Annotated in this window: 18 protein-coding genes; 11 read left to right on the top strand and 7 right to left on the bottom strand. The window is 69.3% G+C overall.

Annotated features, from left to right (window positions below):
* Positions 1 to 7 precede the first annotated feature (7 nt).
* Together TSH64_RS06320 and TSH64_RS06315 are read right to left on the bottom strand one after the other, a co-directional pair.
* Positions 8 to 568, bottom strand: coding sequence for a GNAT family N-acetyltransferase (locus TSH64_RS06320; protein WP_109096017.1), 561 nt, complete (start codon positions 566 to 568; stop codon positions 8 to 10).
* A gap of 11 nt (positions 569 to 579) precedes the next feature.
* Positions 580 to 1,176 carry an XRE family transcriptional regulator gene (locus TSH64_RS06315; protein ID WP_247872787.1) on the bottom strand — a complete coding sequence of 199 codons (597 nt, stop codon included), beginning with the start codon at positions 1,174 to 1,176 and terminating at the stop codon, positions 580 to 582.
* A gap of 170 nt (positions 1,177 to 1,346) precedes the next feature.
* Here TSH64_RS06315 and TSH64_RS06310 point away from each other — a divergent pair, with 170 nt between their 5' ends.
* From TSH64_RS06310 to TSH64_RS06280, 7 genes are all read left to right on the top strand, one after another.
* Positions 1,347 to 2,969: an ATP-binding protein gene (locus TSH64_RS06310; protein ID WP_109096016.1), complete on the top strand. Its 1,623-nt coding sequence runs from the start codon at positions 1,347 to 1,349 to the stop codon at positions 2,967 to 2,969.
* A 128-nt stretch (positions 2,970 to 3,097) separates the two neighbouring features.
* Positions 3,098 to 4,138 (top strand): PstS family phosphate ABC transporter substrate-binding protein, encoded by a 1,041-nt coding sequence (locus TSH64_RS06305; RefSeq protein WP_109096015.1) that lies wholly within the window; start codon positions 3,098 to 3,100, stop codon positions 4,136 to 4,138.
* A 26-nt stretch (positions 4,139 to 4,164) separates the two neighbouring features.
* The gene (gene pstC / locus TSH64_RS06300) at positions 4,165 to 5,547 is read left to right on the top strand and encodes a phosphate ABC transporter permease subunit PstC (protein WP_109096014.1); all 1,383 of its coding nucleotides are present in this window, start codon (positions 4,165 to 4,167) and stop codon (positions 5,545 to 5,547) included.
* Positions 5,540 to 6,853 carry a phosphate ABC transporter permease PstA gene (gene pstA / locus TSH64_RS06295; RefSeq protein ID WP_109096013.1) on the top strand — a complete coding sequence of 438 codons (1,314 nt, stop codon included), beginning with the start codon at positions 5,540 to 5,542 and terminating at the stop codon, positions 6,851 to 6,853. Before pstC ends, pstA begins: the two co-directional genes overlap by 8 nt.
* Positions 6,854 to 6,858: 5 nt before the next feature.
* Complete coding sequence (pstB, locus tag TSH64_RS06290) at positions 6,859 to 7,689, top strand: phosphate ABC transporter ATP-binding protein PstB (RefSeq protein ID WP_109096012.1); 831 nt, start codon at positions 6,859 to 6,861, stop codon at positions 7,687 to 7,689.
* A gap of 95 nt (positions 7,690 to 7,784) precedes the next feature.
* Positions 7,785 to 8,489, top strand: a complete 705-nt coding sequence (gene phoB / locus TSH64_RS06285) for a phosphate regulon transcriptional regulator PhoB (protein ID WP_109452346.1) — start codon at positions 7,785 to 7,787, stop codon at positions 8,487 to 8,489.
* A 66-nt stretch (positions 8,490 to 8,555) separates the two neighbouring features.
* Entirely contained in the window at positions 8,556 to 9,284 is a 729-nt protein-coding gene (locus TSH64_RS06280) for an SAM-dependent chlorinase/fluorinase (RefSeq protein ID WP_109096011.1), read from the top strand.
* 97 nt (positions 9,285 to 9,381) lie between these two features.
* Here TSH64_RS06280 and TSH64_RS06275 read toward each other — a convergent pair whose 3' ends face one another.
* The 3 genes from TSH64_RS06275 to TSH64_RS06265 all read right to left on the bottom strand — a co-directional run bounded on the left by TSH64_RS06275 (position 9,382) and on the right by TSH64_RS06265 (position 13,552).
* Positions 9,382 to 10,107, bottom strand: a complete 726-nt coding sequence (locus tag TSH64_RS06275; RefSeq protein ID WP_063635611.1) for a Bax inhibitor-1/YccA family protein — start codon at positions 10,105 to 10,107, stop codon at positions 9,382 to 9,384.
* A gap of 146 nt (positions 10,108 to 10,253) precedes the next feature.
* A complete protein-coding gene (locus TSH64_RS06270; protein WP_109096010.1) occupies positions 10,254 to 12,779 on the bottom strand; it encodes an FtsX-like permease family protein in 2,526 nt (841 codons plus the stop codon).
* A 5-nt stretch (positions 12,780 to 12,784) separates the two neighbouring features.
* Positions 12,785 to 13,552 carry an ABC transporter ATP-binding protein gene (locus tag TSH64_RS06265; protein WP_109096009.1) on the bottom strand — a complete coding sequence of 256 codons (768 nt, stop codon included), beginning with the start codon at positions 13,550 to 13,552 and terminating at the stop codon, positions 12,785 to 12,787.
* A 112-nt stretch (positions 13,553 to 13,664) separates the two neighbouring features.
* Here TSH64_RS06265 and TSH64_RS06260 point away from each other — a divergent pair, with 112 nt between their 5' ends.
* The 4 genes from TSH64_RS06260 to thpR all read left to right on the top strand — a co-directional run bounded on the left by TSH64_RS06260 (position 13,665) and on the right by thpR (position 17,437).
* A complete protein-coding gene (locus TSH64_RS06260) occupies positions 13,665 to 14,285 on the top strand; it encodes an arylesterase (protein ID WP_109096008.1) in 621 nt (206 codons plus the stop codon).
* 6 nt (positions 14,286 to 14,291) lie between these two features.
* Positions 14,292 to 15,473: an FIST N-terminal domain-containing protein gene (locus TSH64_RS06255; protein ID WP_247872786.1), complete on the top strand. Its 1,182-nt coding sequence runs from the start codon at positions 14,292 to 14,294 to the stop codon at positions 15,471 to 15,473.
* 28 nt (positions 15,474 to 15,501) lie between these two features.
* Positions 15,502 to 16,557 (top strand): NADP(H)-dependent aldo-keto reductase, encoded by a 1,056-nt coding sequence (locus TSH64_RS06250; RefSeq protein ID WP_109096007.1) that lies wholly within the window; start codon positions 15,502 to 15,504, stop codon positions 16,555 to 16,557.
* 328 nt (positions 16,558 to 16,885) lie between these two features.
* Positions 16,886 to 17,437, top strand: a complete 552-nt coding sequence (thpR, locus tag TSH64_RS06245) for an RNA 2',3'-cyclic phosphodiesterase (RefSeq protein WP_109096006.1) — start codon at positions 16,886 to 16,888, stop codon at positions 17,435 to 17,437.
* Between the two features lie 8 nt (positions 17,438 to 17,445).
* Here thpR and TSH64_RS06240 read toward each other — a convergent pair whose 3' ends face one another.
* Together TSH64_RS06240 and dnaJ are read right to left on the bottom strand one after the other, a co-directional pair.
* The gene (locus TSH64_RS06240) at positions 17,446 to 18,636 is read right to left on the bottom strand and encodes a GGDEF domain-containing protein (RefSeq protein WP_247872785.1); all 1,191 of its coding nucleotides are present in this window, start codon (positions 18,634 to 18,636) and stop codon (positions 17,446 to 17,448) included.
* A 225-nt stretch (positions 18,637 to 18,861) separates the two neighbouring features.
* Positions 18,862 to 20,013 (bottom strand): molecular chaperone DnaJ, encoded by a 1,152-nt coding sequence (gene dnaJ, locus TSH64_RS06235; RefSeq protein WP_109096005.1) that lies wholly within the window; start codon positions 20,011 to 20,013, stop codon positions 18,862 to 18,864.
* Positions 20,014 to 20,148: the final 135 nt, after the last annotated feature.

Below are 20,148 nucleotides of genomic sequence, written 5' to 3'. Positions count from 1 at the left end.
CTGTCCCTTACCCCAACGCCTTGTAGAAGAACGCCGTGTCGCAGAGCCCGCCCTGCGGCCACAGGGCAAAGTTCGGGATGACGCCGACCTTCACCCAGCCGGAGCGGGTGTAGAGCCGTTCGGCCTCGGGCGAGGCGGTGTCCAGCACCAGCAGGGTCTTGCCGGCGGCGCGTCCCGCATCCTCGGCAGCCTGCATCAGGGCGGCGCCGACGCCCCGGCGGCGGGCGCGGCGGTGGACCAGCATCTTGGACAGGTCGGCGCGGTGCGGCTGGTTCGGCGGCTGGGCGACCACCAGCTGGACGGTGCCAAGCACGCCCGCGCCATCCTCCGCCACCAGCAGGATGCGTTCCCCCTGCTCCACCCCGGCGGCCACGTTCCGCCAGAAATTTTCGGCGGTGGCGCGGTCGAGCGGGGCCATGAAGCTGACCGACGCACCGCCCTCCACGCAATCCAGCAGCACGTCGGTCAGGCCCGGCACGGCGGCGCCGGCGTCCTCCGCCGTCAGCAGGCGGACCGTCACCGCACCGTCTCCAGTCCGCCGGTTCGGGTCCAGGCAGGCAGCATCCATGACTCGCTCCTTCAGCGTTTAGCGGCGTTTGAACCGCCGCGCCCCTCGGTGGTCAGCGCCACGATGTAGCGGGCGGTGCGGTCGGTCGGGTTGTGGAAGCCGGTCGGCCGGTCGAGCCGCATGGCGAGGCAATCGCCCGTGTCCAGCCGGTGCGTCACCTCTCCCACACTCAGCTCGATGGTGCCGTCCAGCAGATGGATCTGCTGCTCGACGACGGCGGCGCGGGCGCCGCTGTCGTAGGAGACGCGGGCGCCCGGGGGCAGCTCCACCTCCACCAGCTCGATGGGGGACGGATAGCCCGGCGGCGACAGGTTGCGGCGGCGATAGCCGGTGGCCGGGTCGGTCCAGGCGATCTGGTCGGCGCGGCGAACCACCGGGTCGGCGTCCGCGCGCTCCGCCTCGGCGAACAGCGTCGCCAGCGTCACGCCAAGCCCGGCGGCGAGCCGTTCCAGCACCGAGGCCGTCGGGCTGCTCTCCCCGCGCTCCACCAGCGAGATCATCGAGCGGCTGACGCCCGACCGCTCGGCCAGGCCGTCCATCGTCAGGCCACGATCCGCCCGCAGCGCGCGCAACCGGGTGGCAAGCCGGCTGTCGATGTCGTTTTCCATCTTTTCCATGAAGATAGAATGAAGGTCCAGGATATTGGAGTCAACGGCCAGCCGCACAGTCGCCGCCATGAATCTTTTATGACCGCCGCGCGGGGGTCGTGGCGATGGTGTAGAAGGGCTGAACCTGCGGTTTCCCGTTCCGTCTCCACCCCCAAATCCGGTGCCACCCCATGCGCCAGAAGGCGTCGCCGCCCACCCCGCTTCTGACCGCCATCCTGCTGATGCTGGCCCCCCTTGCCGGCGTGCTGAGCTGGGCGGTCTATAGTGGGGCCTTGCATGGCGGGCTGGCGCTGGCGGCCGGCATCGTGGCAGTGGCGGGTGCGGTCCAGATCCTGCGGACCTATCGGCGTGATGCCAACGCGGTGACCGACTATGCCGCCCGGCTGGCCGAAGCCGACGAGCCGCTGGCCCCGGCCGGCACGCCGCCCGCGCTGAAGGCGCTGGCCGCCACCATCGGCCGCCTGCACCGGGTCGGGCTGCGCCGGGCCGAAAGCGTGCGGATGCAGCTGGACGCCGACGAGGCGGTGATCGACGCCCTGCCCGCCCCTCTCCTGCTGATGGATGCCGACCGGCAGGTGGTGCGCGCCAACCAGACGGCGCGGGAGCTGTTCGGCGACAAGATCGTCGACCGCGACCTCGCCTCGTCCCTGCGCACGCCGGCGGTGCTGGAGGCGGTGGATTCGGTGCTGCGCGGCGGCGCGTCCCGCATCATCGAGTTCACGCTGCCGGTCCCGGTGGAGCGCAGCTTCGAGGCGCAGGTGAAGCCGTTCCAGCGGCTGGTGCAGGAACCCGACCCCTCGCTGCTGGACGGCGAGATCGAGGAGGAGCCGGCGCCGCGTCCGCCCACCGTCGCCCGCATGGCGATCCTGACCCTGCATGACGTGACCGCCGCCCGCCGGTCGGAGCAGATGCGCGCCGACTTCATCGCCAACGCCAGCCACGAGCTGCGCACGCCGCTGTCCTCCCTGCTGGGTTTCATCGAGACGCTGCGCGGCCCGGCCCGCGACGATCCGGAGGCGCAGGACCGCTTCCTGGCGATCATGCACGATCAGGCCAGCCGCATGACCCGTCTGGTCAACGACCTGCTGTCGCTGTCGCGCATCGAGCTTGACGAGCACATGCAGCCCAACGGCCGCGTCGATGTGGTGGAGGAGCTGGAGAACGTCATCGCCGCGCTTCAGCTGAAGGCGGCGGAGCGCCGCATCCGCCTGCGCCTGGAGGCGCCGGAGGAGTTGCCGCCGGTCGTCGGCGACGAGGACCAGTTGACCCAGGTCTTCCAGAACCTCGTCAGCAACGCGATCAAATACACGCGCGAGGACACCGACGTGACCGTCAGTGTGGCGCTGGCCGACGGTGCCGCGGTGGGCTTCGTCGGCCTGCCGGCGCCCGGCGCTGCCGCGAAGGACAAGCGGGTCGGGCGCGGCGGCACTGCTATGGTGTCGGTGTCGGTGCGCGACCGCGGCGACGGCATCGCCCGCACCCACCTGCCCCGCCTGACCGAGCGCTTCTACCGCGTCGACGCCGCGCGCTCCCGCGCCATGGGCGGCACCGGGCTGGGGCTGGCCATCGTCAAGCACATCCTGAACCGCCACCGCGGCCGGCTGACCATCGAAAGCGAGGTCGGGGTCGGCAGCGCCTTCACGGTCTATCTGCCGGCCGAGACCCCTTCCCTTTCCCGAGTTGAGGGCCGGGGAGAGGGGGAGACGCGTCAGGATTTTCGTGGAAGGGCCGTCGTGCTTCCCCCTCACCCTAACCCTCTCCCCGGGGGAGAGAGGGGATATGGCGGGGTGTGAGAGGGGCGCACCACTCCATGACGCTGTCATGAAAGCGTCATAAAAACGTAATCAATCGGTCGCCCTCCGGGTCTATGGTCCGCGCCATTCCGATGGACAGGTCTCCATTCGAGCGAGGAGGGGCAATCATGACCACCCGGACGCATGTCGTCGCCGCGAGCGCCTTGGGCGTGGCCCTGAGCCTTGCCGCCCCGGCCTGGGCGCAGTCGCGCGACCAGATCCGTGCGGTCGGCTCCTCCACCGTCTTCCCCTTCACCACCGCGGTGGCGGAGGCCTTCGGCAAGACCGGCAAGTTCAAGACCCCGGTGGTCGAATCGACCGGCACCGGCGGCGGGCTGAAGCTGTTCTGCGCCGGCGTCGGCCCGGCCCATCCCGACATCGCCAACGCCTCGCGCCGGATCAAGAAGTCGGAAATCGACCAGTGCGCCGGCAACGGCGTCACCACGATGACCGAGCTGAAGATCGGCTATGACGGCATCGCGCTGGCCTCCTCGAAGAAGGCCGCGCCGGTGTCACTGTCCACCGTCCTGCTGTGGAAGGCGCTGGCGAAGGAGGTGCCGGTCAACGGCGCCCTGGTCGCCAATCCTTACAAGCTGTGGTCCGACATCGACCCGTCGCTGCCCAAGGCGGCGATCGAGGTGCTGGGACCGCCGCCCACCTCCGGGACGCGCGACACCTTCAACGAGCTGGCGATGCTGGAAGGCTGCAAAAAACTGGCCGAGGTCGCCAAGGCGGTTCCCGACGAGAAGGCGCGCGAGCGCGCCTGCATGACCATCCGCGAGGACGGCGCCTATGTCGAGGCCGGCGAGAACGACAATCTGATCGTCCAGAAACTGCTCGCCAACCCCAACGCCTTCGGCGTCTTCGGCTACAGCTACCTCGACCAGAACCGCGACACGCTGCAATCCGCGAAGATGGACGGGGTGGAGCTGACGGCGGAGACGGTGGCCGCCGGCAAGTATGAGCTGGCCCGCCCACTCTACATCTATGTCAAGAACGCCCATGCCGGCGTCATTCCGGGCATCCGCGAGTTCATCGGCGAATACACGTCGGAGCGGGCGATGGGCGACGACGGCTATCTGGTCGACAAGGGCCTGATCCCGGAGCCGAAGGCGCTGCGCGACGCCGCCCGCGTCGAGGCGGTCAACCTGACGCCGTTGCAGTTCTGACCAACTCCTCCTCTTGAGCGACCCGCATGCAGCTGACCCTCCTCGCCCTGATCCTGGCCCTGCTCACCCTGATCGGCTTCATGATCGGCCGGTCGCGGGCGGCGGCGTCCGTTGGCGGGCGGGTGGCGGAGCTGCATTCGGTCCCGTCATATCATGGCGTCTATGTCGCGCTGTGGGCCGGGCTGCCGGCGCTGCTGCTGTTCGTCGCCTGGACGGCGTCGGAAGGCTGGCTGGCGATGCAGCTGGTGCTGTCGGCCCTGCCGGAGCGGCTGACCACCGGTGACGGCCAGTCGGTCGCCCTGCTGAAGGCCGACATCCTCAACCTCGCCCACGGCATCTCGACCGGGCGCAACTCCGATCCGCTGGTGGTCGAGGCGGCGCGCCGCTATGCGGGCTTCCGCGATCTCGCCGGCTGGAGCCTGCTGGCGGTCGGCGCCAGCCTCGCCGTCGCCGGGCTCGCCTGGGGCCGCCACCGCATCGGCCCCGACCTGCGCGCCCGTCCGGCGGTGGAGCGGGTGGTGCGGGTGGCGCTGGTCGTCTGTTCGCTGGTCGCCATCCTGACCACGGTCGGCATCGTCCTGTCGCTGCTGTTCGAGGCGCTGCGCTTCTTCAGCGTCGTCTCACCGCTCGACTTCCTGTTCGGCACCCATTGGAGCCCGCAGATGGCGATGCGGGCCGATCAGGTCGGATCGAGCGGTTCCTTCGGTGCCATCCCGCTGTTCGCCGGCACGCTGCTGATCACGGTGATCGCCATGGCAGTGGCGGTGCCGGTCGGGCTGATGGCGGCGATCTACATGTCGGAATATGCCGGACGCGGCGTGCGCACCTGGCTGAAGCCAGCGCTGGAGATCCTGGCCGGCATCCCGACCGTGGTCTACGGCTTCTTCGCAGCACTGACCATGGCGCCCTTCGTGCGCTCGGTCGGCGAGGGGCTGGGGCTGGACGTCAGTTCGGAATCGGCGCTGGCCGCCGGCATCGTCATGGGGGTGATGATCATCCCCTTCGTCAGCTCGCTGTCGGACGACGTCATCAACGCGGTGCCGCAGAGCTTGCGCGACGGCTCCTACGGCCTCGGCGCCACCAAGTCGGAAACCATCAGGCAGGTGGTGCTGCCGGCGGCGCTGCCGGGCATCGTCGCCGCGGTGATGCTGGCGGTCAGCCGCGCCATCGGCGAGACGATGATCGTCACCATGGCGTCGGGCCTGACCGCCAACCTGACCGCCAACCCGTTGCAGGCGGTCACCACCGTCACCACCCAGATCGCCACGCTGCTGGTCGGCGACCAGGAGTTCGACAGCCCGAAGACGCTGTCGGCCTTCGGCCTCGGCCTCGTGCTGTTCCTCGTCACGCTCTGCCTCAACATGGTCGCCCTGCGGGTGGTCCGGACCTATCGGGAAAAATATGACTGACCTCGTCGAGCGGGACGCGGCGGCCGTGACGCCCTCCCCCGCCTCAACCACCCCGCCGAAGTCGCGCCTGCGCAGCGAGGCCTTCGCCCGCCGCCTGCGCGCCCGCCATGCCGCGGAGCGCCGCTTCCGGCTGGCCGGCGCCGCGGCGGTGGCGCTGGCGGCGCTGATGCTGGTTCTGCTGCTGGGCTCCATCGTCGCCAAGGGCGCCAGTGCCTTCCTTGAGGCGCGCATCCGGCTGGAGGTGACGCTGGACCCGGCGGATGTCGCCGACCGCAACTACGCCGCCCCGCTGCGCCGGGCGCTCTACGCCCAGTTCCCCCAGGTGACCGACCGCGCCGGCCGCCGCGTGCTGAACGACCTGCTGTCGTCGGGGGCACCCTACGAGCTGGAGGCGATGGTTGCCAAGAACCCGGCGCTGGCCGGCACCACGCAGACGATCTGGGTCCGCGCCGACGACCAGATCGACCAGCTGGTGAAGGGCGGCTACCGCCGCGACCTGCCGGAGAGCGAGCGCGGGCTCAGCGACGCCAAGGTCGCCGCCGCCGACGCGCTGCTGGCCTCCGGCGCGCTGGCGCAGGGCTTCAACACCACCCTGTTCACCGCCGGCGACAGCCGCGAGCCGGAACAGGCAGGCATCGGCGGCGCCATCGTGGGCTCGCTGCTGACCCTGCTGGTGACCATGGCGCTGTCGGTGCCGACCGGCATCGCCGCCGCGGTCTATCTGGAGGAGTTCGCGCCGAAGAACCGCTGGACCGACCTGATCGAGGTGAACATCAACAACCTCGCCGCGGTGCCGTCGATCATCTTCGGCCTGCTCGGCCTCGCGGTGTTCCTCGGTTTCTTCGGCATGCCGCGCTCCGCCCCGCTGGTCGGCGGGCTGGTGATGGCGCTGATGACGCTGCCGGTCATCATCATCGCGTCCCGCGTCGCGCTGAAGGCGGTGCCGCCGTCGATCCGCCAGGCGGCGCTGGGCATCGGCGCCTCGCCCTTGCAGACGGTGCTGCACCATGTGCTGCCGCTGGCGATGCCCGGCATCCTGACCGGCACCATCATCGGCATGGCCCGCGCGCTGGGCGAGACGGCGCCGCTGCTGCTGATCGGCATGGTCGCCTTCATCGTCGACGTGCCCCACGGGCTGACCGACAGCGCCACGGTGCTTCCGGTGCAGATCTACATGTGGGCCGACAGCCCCGAGCGGGCCTTCACCGAGCGCACCTCGGCGGCGATCCTGATCCTGCTCGGCGTCCTGATCCTGCTGAACGGCGCGGCCGTGATCCTGCGCAAGATTTTCGAGAGACGGTGGTGAGCGTCATGAGCATTCAGAACCCGCTGAAGCTACGGCCCCGCGCCGAAGACCGCCCCGGTCAACGCGCGGGTGCCGCCCTGCCCAACAAGATGACCGCCCGCGGGGTGACGGTGTTCTATGGCGCCAAGCAGGCGTTGAAGGGCATCGACCTCGACATCCAGGAAAACCGGGTGCTGGCGCTGATCGGCCCGTCCGGCTGCGGCAAGTCGACCTTCCTGCGCTGCCTGAACCGGATGAACGACACCATCGAGGGCTGCCGGGTCGAGGGGCGGATCGCGCTGGATGGCGAGGACGTCTATGGCAAGGCGGTCGATGCGGTGCAGCTGCGCGCCCGCGTCGGCATGGTGTTCCAGAAGCCGAACCCCTTCCCCAAGTCGATCTACGACAATGTCTCCTACGGCCCGCGCATCCATGGCCTGGCCTCCGGCCGCGACGAACTGGACGAGGTGGTGCAGACCTCGCTGAAGCGCGCCGGGCTGTGGGGCGAGGTGAAGGACCGCCTGCGCGAACCCGGCACCAGCCTGTCCGGCGGCCAGCAGCAGCGGCTGTGCATCGCCCGCGCCATCGCCGTCAGCCCCGAGGTGATCCTGATGGACGAGCCCTGCTCGGCGCTCGACCCCATCGCGACCGCCCACATCGAGGAGCTGATCGACGAGCTGCGGGCCAACTACACCATCGTCATCGTCACCCACAACATGCAGCAGGCCGCCCGCGTGTCGCAGCGCACCGCCTTCTTCCATCTGGGCGAGATGGTGGAGTGCGACGACACCGAGGACATCTTCACCAACCCGCGCGACGAGCGCACCCAGGGCTACATCACCGGCCGCTATGGCTGAGCCCCGCCTTACCTCTGCGCCCTCCCCTCCTCCTTTGTTGAAAAGGCTGTCCCATGCCGGTTAACGTCGAGACGCGCGCTGTCAACGGAGCCACCATGAACGCGGCCCTGAAGCCGCTCGTCCTGATCGTCGAGGACGAGGCCGACATCCTGACGCTGCTGAAGTACAACCTGGAAAAGGAAGGCTTCCGCGTCGCCACCGCCAGCGACGGCGAGGAGGCCCTGCTGGCCGCCGGCGAGCAGACGCCGCACATCGTGCTGCTCGACTGGATGCTGCCGCTGATGAGCGGGCTGGAGGTCTGCCGCCAGCTGCGCCGCAATGCCAAGACCCGCGACATCCCGATCATCATGCTGACCGCCCGCGGCGAGGAAGGCGACCGGGTGCGCGGCCTGAACTCCGGCGCCGACGACTACATCACCAAGCCCTTCTCGCCGACCGAGCTGGTCGCCCGCATGCGCGCGGTGCTGCGCCGCGCCTCTCCCGGCATGACCGACGAGGTGCTGACCTTTGCCGACGTGACGATGGATCTGGCCGCCCACCGCGTCCGCCGCAACGGCCGTGACGTACACCTCGGCCCGACCGAATTCCGCCTGCTGCGCCACTTCATGCAGCATGCCGGCCGGGTGTTCTCGCGCGAGCAGCTGCTCGATCTGGTGTGGGGCCACGACGTGTATGTCGAGCCGCGTACGGTCGACGTACACATCCGCCGCCTGCGCAAGGCGATGAACGAGGAGGACGAGCTGGACCTGATCCGCACCGTGCGGTCGGCCGGCTACGCGCTCGATACCAAGTCGGTGTGAGTGCGGGGTTCGGATGGGGGTAGGATGGGGGCCAAGACCACCACAGCCCTGGTGAGAAGGCCCTCGATGATCCTGCTCTTCACCGATTTCGGACTTTCCGGCCCCTACACCGGCCAGATGAAGGCGGTGTTGGCACAACAGGCGCCCGGCGTGCCGGTCATCGACCTGTTCGCCGACGCCCCCGCCTTCGACCCACAGCTGTCCGCCTATCTGCTGGCAGCCTATGCTCCGGCCTTCCCGGCTGGCAGCGTCTTTCTCTCTGTTGTCGATCCCGGCGTCGGCACCGACCGGCGGCCGGTGATGGTGGAGGCCGACGGGCGCTGGTTCGTCGGTCCGGACAACGGCCTTTTCGCCCTGATCGCGCGCCGCGCAACGTCGCTAAACGCCTGGACAATCGACTGGATCCCGGACCGGCTGTCCGCCAGCTTCCACGGCCGCGACCTGTTCGCCCCCGTCGCCGCCAGCCTTGCCACCGGCCGGGCCGTCGCGCGCAGCCCGCTCGATCCCGCCGCCATCGACCGTCCGGACTGGCCGGACGAGTTGGCCTGCATCGTCTATGTCGATGTCTACGGCAACGCCATGACCGGGATGCGGGCCTCCACCCTGCCCGCCGATGCGGTGCTGATTGCCGGCGGCGCCCGCATCGCCCCTGCCCACACCTTCGGCGCCGTCGGGCCGGGGCAGCCGCTGTGGTACGAAAACTCCAACGGGCTGGCCGAGATCGCCGTCAACCGCGGGCGGGCCGAGGACGTGCTGGGTCTCAAGGTCGGCGATGCGGTGACGATGGAAACCTGACCAAAAGAAAACCGCCCGGAAGCGGGGTGCTTCCGGGCGGCTTCTGCTCGATCCGATGCTTGTCCGATCGGGCGTCTCGGGTCGGATGTCCTCAGGCTCAGTCGTTGTTGCGCTGGCCCAGGAACTGCAGCAGGAACTGGAACAGGTTGATGAAGTCCAGGTACAGCGTCAGGGCGCCCATCAGGGCCAGCTTGCCGGTGCTCTCGTGATCGTAGCCCTCGGCGTAGCTTTCCTTGATCGCCTGGGTGTCGTAGGCGGTCAGGCCGGTGAAGATCAGCACGCCGATGGCGGAGATCGCGAAGTGCAGGGCCGGCGACTGGAAGAAGATGTTCGCCAGGCCGGCGATCACCAGGCCGATGACGCCCATCATCAGGAACGAGCCCATCTTCGACAGGTCGGCCTTCGTGGTGTAGCCGTAGAGGCTCATCGCCAGGAAGGTCGCGGCGGTGACGAAGAAGGTCAGCGCGATCGACGCCCCGGTGAAGACCAGGAAGATGGCCGACATCGACAGGCCCATGGCACCGCAATAGGCCCAGAAGATCATCTGTGCCGATGCGAAGGAGAGGCGCTGGATGCCGAAGGACAGCACCATGACGAAGGCCAGCGGCGCCAGCATCACCACCCACTTCAGCGGCGTGCCGAAGATGGTGGCCATCATGGCCGGGCTGGACGACACGAGCGCGGCGACCAGACCCGTCAGGATCAGGCCGGCACCCATGTAGTTGTACACGCGCAGCATGTGCTGGCGCAGGCCTTCGTCGAAGTATCCCCGATCTGTCGCGCGGCCTGCGGTCGCGAAGCGGTTATAGGTCGGGTCTGCCATGGTTTGGTTTCCTCGGTGGAATTGGGTGATCCCGTCGCAGGACATATTGGCGAGTCCGCCAGGCGGTTCAATAGGAATCGGCGGCGCTTTTTCCAGATGAAAAAGCTTTCACGATTCGTTTTTCCTGCGGCTTCATCATACGGGAGTCACTCGTTCCGAAGCAATGGCGCCGAAGGCTGGCCCAGAGCCCGCCAAGTACCATAGAACCCGAAAGCCAGCGTGATCGCCGTGCTCAGCAAAGCGGTGGTGACGACAGCCGACGGCAGGAAGCTCCATTCCCAATGCATCAGGAACTTCAGCACCGCCCAGGCGGTCAAGGTTCCGATGAAGCCGGCAATGACCGCGGTCAGCAGGCCGAGCAGCCCGTATTCCAGCAGGAAGGCGCGCAGAATGTCGCCGCGCGTGGCCCCCAGCACCTTCAGCACCACCGCGTCGTAGACCCGGCGGCGGTGGCCGGCGGCGACCGCCCCGGCCAGCACCAGCGTGCCGGCGGCCAGCGTGATGCCGGCGACGATGCGCACCGCGGTGCCGATATGGCCCAGCATCTCCGCCACCGTGTCCAGCGCGTCCTTCACCCGCACCATGGTGATGTTGGGGAAGCGTTGCAGGACGGCGCGCTGCACCTGCGTTTCGGCGTCCGGCGTGGCGCGGACGGTGGCGACCCAGGTCTGCGGCGCCCCTTCCAGCGTGCCGGGGGCAAAGACCATGGTGAAGTTGATCGCCATGCTGCTGAAATCGGCGGAACGGACGTTGGCGACCTTCGCCTCGAAGCTGCGGCCCAGGATGTTGACGGTCATGGTGGCGCCGGGACCGATGCCGAAGGCCTCGGCGACGCTCTGGTGGATGGAGATCAGCGGCGGCCCGGCATAGTCGGTCGGCCACCAGGACCCGGCGGTGACGGTGGAGTGCTTCGGCAGCGTCGCCGAATAGGTGATGCCGCGGTCGCCGGCCAGGATCCAGGCCTGCTCCGGGTTGACCAGCGCCTTTTCGGCATCCTCGCCGTTCACCCGCTCGATCCGACCGCGCAGGCTCGGCACCGCCTCGAAGGCGCTGGCGCCGGGGACGGCGGTGACGAGCTCGCGCAAGGGGTCGAACTGGTCGCGCTGGATGTCGACGAAGAAGAAGGCCGGGGCGTCCTGCGGGATCGTCTCCGACACCCGGCGGGAGAAGTTGCCCTGGATCAGCGCGATGGCGACCAGCACCGTCAGGCCAAGCCCCAGCGACAGCACCACCGCCGCCGTCGGGTTGCCCGGCCGGTGCAGGTTGGCGAGCGCCAGCCGCAGGCCCGGACGCCTGACCCGCCCTACCCTCGCAGCACCCCAGGTGACCAGGGCGGCGGCGGCGCGGAAGGCGAGGAAGGTGGCGATGGAGCCGCCGACGAACCACAGGGCGAAGATCTTGTTGTGGGCGGTCAGCACCGCCAGCCCGGCGAGCGCCGCGGTCGATACCACCATCGCGACCGTATAAGGCGTGCGCGGCCGTCCGCCGGTCGGCGCGATCACGTCGCGGAACAGGGCGCCCGCCGGCACCTCGCGCGCCCGGCCGAGCGGCCACAGCGAGAAGGTCAGCGCGGTCAGCACGCCATAGAGGGCGGCGAGCGCCAGGGCGCCGGGATAGACGCCGATGTGGGCCGACACCGGCAGCACGCCGTCGAGCAGCCGGCCGAGCACCAGCGGCGCCACGGCCCCCAGCGCCAGCCCGATGACGATGCCCAGCAGCGCCAGCGCCAGGATCTGCGCCAGATAGAGCTGGAACACCAGGGCGCCGGGCGCACCGATGCACTTCATCATGGCGATGGTGCGGGCACGCGAATCGAGATGGCTGCGCACCGCGTTGCCGACCCCGACGCCGCCGACCAGCAGCGCGGTCAGCCCGACCAGCGTCAGGAACAGCGTCATGCGGTCGATGAAGCGCTCGATCTGCGGCGAGGCGTTGGTGTAGTCGCGCATCCGCCAGGGCGCGTCGGGGAAGCGGCTGCGCAGGGTCTCCTGCCATGCCTTGAGGTCGGTGTCCGGCGGCAGCGCCACCTTGGCGCTCCACCAGGTGAGGCTGCCGGGTTGCAGCAACCCGGTGTTCGCCAGCGACGGCAGCGCCACCAGCAGCCGCGGCCCGAGCGAGAAGGCGTTGGAGGAGGCGCGGTCCGGCTCGCGGTCCAGCACGGCGGCGACGCGGTAGGCGCCCTCGCCGACATGGATGGTGTCGCCGGGCTTGATGCCCAGCCGGTCGACCAGACTGGCCTCGACCACCGCACCCCAGCGGCCGTCCTTCTGCGCCAGCGCATCGCGCAGGTCGCCGCCACCCTGCAGCGTCACGGCGCCATAGAGCGGATAGACATCGTCGACCGCCTTCAGCTCGACCAGCGAGGAGCGGACATTGTCATCCGCGCGGGCCATCGCCCGCATCTCGGCGGAGGTCGACACCCGGCCGCCGGCCTTCAGCGCGGCCATCTGCCCGTCGTCCGGCGGATTGTAGAGTTGCCGCAACGCGACGTCACCGCCAAGGATGGAGCGACCGTCGCTCGCCAGCCCGTCGAGCAGCCCGCTCGACACCGACTGTACTGCGGCGATGGCGGCGACGCCGAGCGCGAGGCAGGCGAGGAAGACCCAGAACCCTTTCAGGCCGGTGCGCAGCTCCCGCCGGGCAAGCCGGAGCGCGAGGCGGAGGTCGGTCATCCCCCTCACTCCCCCGCCGCCTGGAGCTTCGCGCGCCGGGCGGCCTGCCCGTCGTCGGCGATCCGCCCGTCCGCCAGCCGCACCGTGCGGTCGCAGCGTGCAGCCAGGCTCTGGTCGTGGGTGATCAGCACCAGCGTCGTGCCGCGCCGCTCGGCCAGATCGAACAGCAGCTTGACGATGGTGGCGCCGGTGTCGATGTCGAGGTTGCCGGTCGGCTCGTCGGCCAGCAGCAGCGACGGCTCGGTGACGAAGGCGCGGGCGAGCGCCGTGCGCTGCTGCTCGCCGCCCGACAGCTGGCCGGGATAATGGTGGATGCGGTGGCCCAGGCCCACCTGCTCCAGCCCGACGCGGGCGCGGTCGAAGGCGTCGGCGACCCCGGCGAACTCCAGCGGGATGGCGACATTCTCCAGCGCCGTCATGGTCGGCACCAGATGGAAAGCCTGGAAGACGATCCCCACATGCTGGCGGCGGAAGCGGGCCAGCCCATCCTCGTCCAGCTTCCCGAGATCCTGGCCGGCGACGCGGACGAGGCCGCCGCTGGGGCGCTCCAGCCCGGCCATCACCATCATCATGGTGGACTTGCCGGAGCCGCTGGGGCCGACGACGCCGACCCGCTCGCCGGCCGACACCTGAAGATTCACGCCGCGCAGGATGTTGACGGGTCCGGCGCCGCTGTCCAATTTCAGATGGACGTCGTCGAGTTCAACGATGATTTCGTTTGAAGAGCGGGCGATGGAATTTGACGACGTTGCAGGGGACTGAGCCTTGGACATGCGACACTCGCACAAGCGGAATGGACCATCGCCATATGGCACGACCCGCCGGGCTTTCAACACGGGCGCCCTTGGCGCCGCACTCGCCTTTCTTCTTGCCGCAGGGGCATCGATGACCGTTCCGACCCGCGCGGTCGCCGCGCCGCCGGTGAAGCTGCTGGCGCTGGGCGACAGCCTGACCGCCGGCTACGGCTTGCCCGAACCGCAGGGCTTCACCCGCCAGCTGGAAAAGGCGCTGGCGGCGAAGGGCTACAGCGTCACCGTCGTCAACGCCGGCGTGTCGGGCGACACCACCGCCGGTGGGCGGGCGCGGCTGGACTGGGCGCTGGCCGACAAGCCGGACGCCGCCATCGTCGAGCTGGGCGCCAACGACATGCTGCGCGGGCTCGACCCCGGTCAGGCCAGGGCCAACCTCGACGCCATCCTGAAGACGTTGAAGGAGCGCAAGGTGCCGACCCTGCTGGCCGGCATGTTCGCCTCGCCCAGCCTGGGCAAGCCCTACACCGACAGCTTCAACGCCATCTACCCGGATCTCGCCAAGACCTACGATGTGCCGCTCTATCCCTTCTTCCTCGACGGGGTGGCGTTGCAGCAGGCGCTGATCCAGCCGGACGGCCTGCACCCCAACGCCCAGGGCGTGGCAGTGATCGTCGAGCGCATCCTGCCCTCCGTCACCGCCCTGCTCGACAGCCTGCCGCAAATCCAGAAGACTACGGAAAAGACCGGAGGCTGAGCCGCCATGACCGTGACCCCCATGACCGTGACCCCCATGACCGTGCCCCAGGACAGCGACACCCGCTTTACCGCCGCCTGCGCCGCCGGGTCCGAGTGGGGGCCGACGGTCAAGGCCTGCCTGGACCGGCTGGGGCCGGTCGCCGGCTGCAACCTGGGCTTCCTCTATCTGACCGACGGGCTGGCGGAGCATGCGACCAGCATCGTCACCCTGCTGCGCGGCGTCACCGGCATCCGCCATTGGGTCGGCACCGCCGGCATCGGCGTGATGGCGAACGGTGCGGCCCTGTTCGACGAGCCGGGGCTGGCGATCATGGCCGCCCGCCTGCCGGAGGACAGCTTCCGCCTGTTCCCCACACTGACCGACGGGCTGGAGCCGCTGCGCGGCAATGCCGGCGGCTGGCTGGACAAGCATGGCGCGGCGCTGGCGCTGATCCATGTCGACCCGCACCATGCCGACATGGCCGGGCTGGTCGCCCGTTTGTCGGAGGAGGCCGGCGTCTTCCTGGTCGGCGGCCTGACCGCCTCGCGCGGGGAGTTCCCGCAGATCGCCGCCGGGGCGGAGGATGCCGACCCGGTCACCGACGGCGGCGTGTCCGGCGTGCTGTTCGCGCCGCAGCTGCCGGTCGCCACCGCGCTGACCCAGGGCTGCCGCCCCATCGGGCCGACGCGCACCGTCACCGCCAGCGACGACAACGTGATCCTGGAGATCGACGGCCGCCCGGCGCTCGACGTGTTCAAGGAGGATATCGGGCCGGAGCTTGCCGCCGACCTGCGGCAGGTGGCCGGGGTGATCTGCGCCGGGCTGCCGATCGCCGGCTCCGACACCCAGGATTATCTGGTGCGCGACCTGATCGCCATCGACCCGCGCGCCGGCTGGCTCTCCATCGCCGAACGGGTGACCACCGGCCAGCCGGTGATGTTCACCCGCCGCGACGCGGAGACCGCCGCCGCCGACATGCGCCGGATGCTGGACAGCCTCAAGAAACGGGTGAAGGCGACGCCGAAGGGGGCGGTGTATGTCAGCTGCATCGCCCGCGGCCCCAGCCTGTTCGGTGCCGCCAATGCCGAGCTGTCGATGATCCGCGAGGTCTTCGGCGACATCCCGCTGACCGGCTTCTTCGCCTCGGGCGAGGTGTCGCACAACCGGCTCTATGGCTACACCGGCGTGCTGACGCTGTTTCTGTAAAGATCATTTCGTATAAGGAACGTTCCGGATGCAGTATCGTCCGCTTGGCCGCACCGGCCTGTCGGTCAGCGCCATCGGCCTGGGCACCATGACCTGGGGCCGCCAGAACACCGAGGCCGAAGGCCATGCCCAGATGGATGCGGCGCTCGACCGCGGCATCAATTTCTGGGACACGGCGGAGATGTACGCCATCCCGCCCACCGCCGACACCTATGGCAAGACGGAGGAGGTGATCGGCAGCTGGTTCCAGTCGCGCGGCAAGCGCGACCGGGTGATCCTCGCCAGCAAGATCATCGGCCTGCCGGCCGGCGGCTTCGGCTGGATACGCGACGGCAAGTCGCGGCTCGACCGCGCCAACCTCTTCGCGGCGGTGGAGGCCAGCCTGTCGCGGCTGAAGACCGACTACATCGACCTCTACCAGATCCACTGGCCCGACCGCGTCACCAACCGCTTCGGCGGCCGCACCTATCAGCACAAGCCCGAGCAGGACGCCGTGCCGATCGAGGAGACGCTGGCGGCGCTGGCCGAGCTGGTGCAGGCGGGGAAGATCCGCCATGTCGGCCTGTCGAACGAAAGCCCGTGGGGCGTCATGCGCTGGCTGCGCGCCGCCGAGGTGGCAGGGGAGCCGGCCGGGCTGCCGCGCGTCGCCTCGATCCAGAACGCCTACAACCTGCTGAACCGGACCTTCGAGAACGGATTGTCGGAGGTGGCCCTGCGCGAGGATGTCGGGCTGCTGGCCTATTCGCCGCTCGCCGCCGGCACGCTGACCGGCAAGTACCTGAAGGGCGCCATCCCGCCGGGCAGCCGCCGCTCGCTCGACCACCGGCCGTCGCGCTACAACACGGTCAATGCCGACGCGGCGACCGAGGCCTATCTGGACATCGCCCGCCGCCACGGTCTGGCGCCGAACCAGATGGCCATCGCCTTCACCCTGCAGAAGCCCTTCGTCACCTCCTCGCTGATCGGGGCGACGACGATGGAGACGCTGATCTCCAACATCGACTCCGTCGGGCTGACCCTGTCGCCCGAGGTGTTGGCGGAGATCGACGCCGTGCACAACCGCATGCCGGATCCGTGTCCGTAAGCTGCATTGCCGCCCGCCCCCTTTCTCGAATTGGGGCGGGCGGTTGCGGCAACCGCCTGAAGGCGGAAGTCGCACCGTTGGAAGCAACATGAACACGGATTTCACGGATTTTGACACGGATTTCACGGATCGGGCCATATCCGGGAAGCCGATCCATAGGGGGGCCGCTGGGATGGACCGTGCTGAACCGGGGCAGTTTCGTGTAATCCGGGTCCAATCCGTGTAATCCGTGTCGATTGTTGCCCGCTTCTCCCGCACTCCGCGTTCAAGCGATTGCCTTGGGGGCGGGTGGTTGCAGCAACCGGCCCAGTAAATCTGGAGGTACCCCATGCTCCGCCTGTTCGTCGCGCTCGACCTGACGGAGGAGGTTCGCCGGCGGCTGGCCGGTCTGGGCGGCGGGGTGCCCGGCGCGCGCTGGACCGAGCCTGAGAATATGCACCTTACCCTGCGCTTCATCGGCGAGGTGCCGGAGGATCAGGCGATGGACATCGACGCCGCCCTGGCGGAACTGCGGGCGCCGGCCTTCGCGCTCACCCTCGACGGGGTCGGCGTGTTCGGCGCCGGCCGCAAGGCGCGGGTGCTGTGGGCGGGGGTGGAGCGCAACGAGGCGCTGGCCCATCTCCAGGCCAAGGTCGAGTCCGTCGTCGTCCGCTGCGGCCTGCCGGCGGAGGAGCGGAAATTCTCCCCCCACATCACGCTGGCCCGGCTGAAGGACGCGCCGGCCGACCGCATCGGCCGTTTCCTGTCCGACCGCGGCCTGTTCCGCGCCGGCCCGATGCCGGTCGACCGCCTCACCCTCTACCGCAGCCATCTCGGCAACGGCGGCGCGGTGTATGAGGCGTTGGGGGAGTATCCGCTGGACGGCCCGGCGGAAAGCTGACTGGGCGCTCAGGCGGTGATGCCGTCCCAGGGATCGGTCTCGGCGTCGGGCTTGACGCCGGCGCCGGTGACGACCACCCGGTCCTTGCCGTCCTGCTTGGCGCGGTACATGCGCTGATCGGCCAGTTCCACCAGCGCTTCCCAATCGGCGGGGCGGTCGGCCGTCTGTTCGGCGATGCCGATGCTGGCGGTCTGCAAACTGCCGTCCGGCCGCTTGCCGAAGCCGGCGCGGCGCATGCGCTCCACCGCGATCATCGCGCCGTCCACCGGGGTGTCGGGCATGACGACCAGGAACTCCTCGCCGCCCCAGCGGATCAGGGCATCGGACTGGCGCAGCAGGCTACGGATGGTGTTGGCGGCATGGCGCAGGACGCGGTCGCCCTCCTCATGGCCATAGCGATCGTTGACCGCCTTGAAGTCGTCCAGATCGACGAAGATCGCCGTCAGCGGCTGTGATGCCCGCTCGGCATGGGCGACCTGGAGTTTCAGCAACTCCTCGCCGATCCGGCGGGAGAAGGCGCCGGTCAGCGCGTCGTGCGCCGCCTGCTCCAGCAGCGCGATCATGAAATGCAGCTGGCTGATCGCCGCCAGCGTCGCCACCACCGCGATCAGCGCCAAGAGCCACAGCGCGCTGATGTAGGAGGGGAACGGCATCACCAGCGAGCCATAGAAGCCGGCGGCCAGATGGGCACCCAGCATCGGTGCGGCGAACAGCGCCCCCTCCAGCGCGGTCAGCGGAAAGACGCTGAGCCCCGCCACCATCACGAAGGGCAGATAGCCGTAGCCCGCGCTGACGGCGATGCGCAGGTCGTCGACCCCCTGGTTGTAGAGGAGCGGGTGCGAGACGGCGAAGAACACGGTCGGGATCGCCAGCAGCGCGGCCAGCCGCCACCAGGCGCAGGCCATGTCCTCGCAGGACCGGCGGTCGAAGGCGAGCGCCAGGAAGGCGGCGCTGGCGGTCAGGCGCAGCAGGATCAGCCAGATCGCCAGCGACCATTCAAAGACGGTGACATCGATGGCGATCCACAGCGGCGTCAGGATGCCGAAGATCAGCGCCACCATGCGCACGCGCGACTGGATCATCGCGGCGCGGCGGCGTTGCAGGATCGGCGAGTGGCCCGCCGGCAGGATCAGGTCGGGCAGCTCGTCGCCGCGGACGAAAGCGTCGACCAGCGCGGTGAGAAGCCTCTCAACCCGCATGAGGCAGCCTGCCCCCGGCACCGGCCGGGCTTGTCGCCAATGGATTAGCCATGCTGGGTGATTACACGTGCATGACCGCCCCTTCAACGGCTTTCGCGCAAAAACCGCTCGGCAGCCGTGGAAAACACGCAAAGATCCCAGTATGCGACAAAAAGTAACGGGCGGCGCATCATCGACGCGCCGCCCGTCCAGACAAGTCCGATTTGTGCCCGGCCGCGGCCGGGATCAGTCCTTCAGGTCTTCCCAAAGCTCCTTCACCTTGGCGAAGAAGCCCTCCGACTGCGGGTTCGACCCTTCCTTTGCGGCGCCCTCGAACTCGCGCAGCAGTTCCTGCTGGCGCTTGGTCAGGTTCACCGGGGTTTCCACCACCGCCTGGATGTACATGTCGCCGCGCTGGGCGCTGCGCAGCACCGACATGCCCTTGCCCTTGATGCGGAACTGGTGGCCCGACTGGGTTCCCGGCGGCACCGTCACCTTGGTGCGGCTGCCGTCGATGGTCGGCACCTCCACCGCCCCGCCGAGCGCCGCCGTGGTCATCGGGATCGGTACCCGGCAGTGGATGTTGGCGCCGTCGCGCTGGAAGATCGGGTGCGGGGCGAGCGCCAGGAAGATGTAGAGGTCGCCGGCCGGCGCCCCGCGCAACCCGGCTTCGCCCTCGCCCGCCAGACGGATGCGGGTGCCGTCCTCGACGCCGGCGGGGATGTTGACCTGAAGGGTCTTCTCCTTGCGCAGCCGGCCGGAGCCGCCGCAGGTCTTGCAGGCGTCCTTGATGACCTTGCCGGCGCCGTGGCAGCCGGGGCAGGTCCGCTCGATGGTGAAGAAGCCCTGCTGCGCCCGCACCTTGCCGTGACCCTGGCAGGTCGGGCAGGTGATCGGCTGGGTCCCCGCCGCGGCACCCGACCCGTTGCAGCCGTCGCACTGCACGGTGGTGGGCACGCGGATGGTGGTCTGGGTGCCCTTGAAGGCCTCCTCCAGCCCGATCTCCAGATTGTAGCGCAGGTCCTGGCCGCGGCCGGACGCACCGCCGCCGCCGCGGCGCCCGCCCATGAACTCGCCGAACATCTCGTCGAAGATGTCGGCGAAGCCGCCGCCGCCGCCGAAGTCGAAGTTGAAGCCGCCGGCGCCCGCACCGGCACCCGGACCACGGCCATTCTCGAAGGCGGCGTGGCCGAACCGGTCGTAGGCTGCGCGCTTCTGATCGTCCTTCAGGACCTCATAAGCCTCGCTGACTTCCTTGAACTTCTGCTCGGCGTCCTTGTCACCCTGGTTGCGGTCCGGGTGGTACTGCATCGCCATCTTGCGATAAGCCTTTTTCAGCTCATCCGCGCTGGCGTTCTTCGCCACACCGAGCAGCTCGTAATAATCCTGTTTCGCCATGGGGGCCGACCGCCTTTGAGTCGTTCTGGTCCAAACTGTCCGCGTCGCGTCGGAGCCTGACCCCAGCATACCGAAGGCCCGCCGCCGGGGAAAGGCGGCGGGCCATCGATGCTCGCGTCAGGTCCGTATCAAAAA

The sequence above is a fragment of the Azospirillum sp. TSH64 genome, assembly GCF_003116035.1.
GTDB lineage: Bacteria > Pseudomonadota > Alphaproteobacteria > Azospirillales > Azospirillaceae > Azospirillum.
Note: the sequence above shows the minus strand (reverse complement) of the source record. Positions and strands in the feature narration are given on the sequence as shown.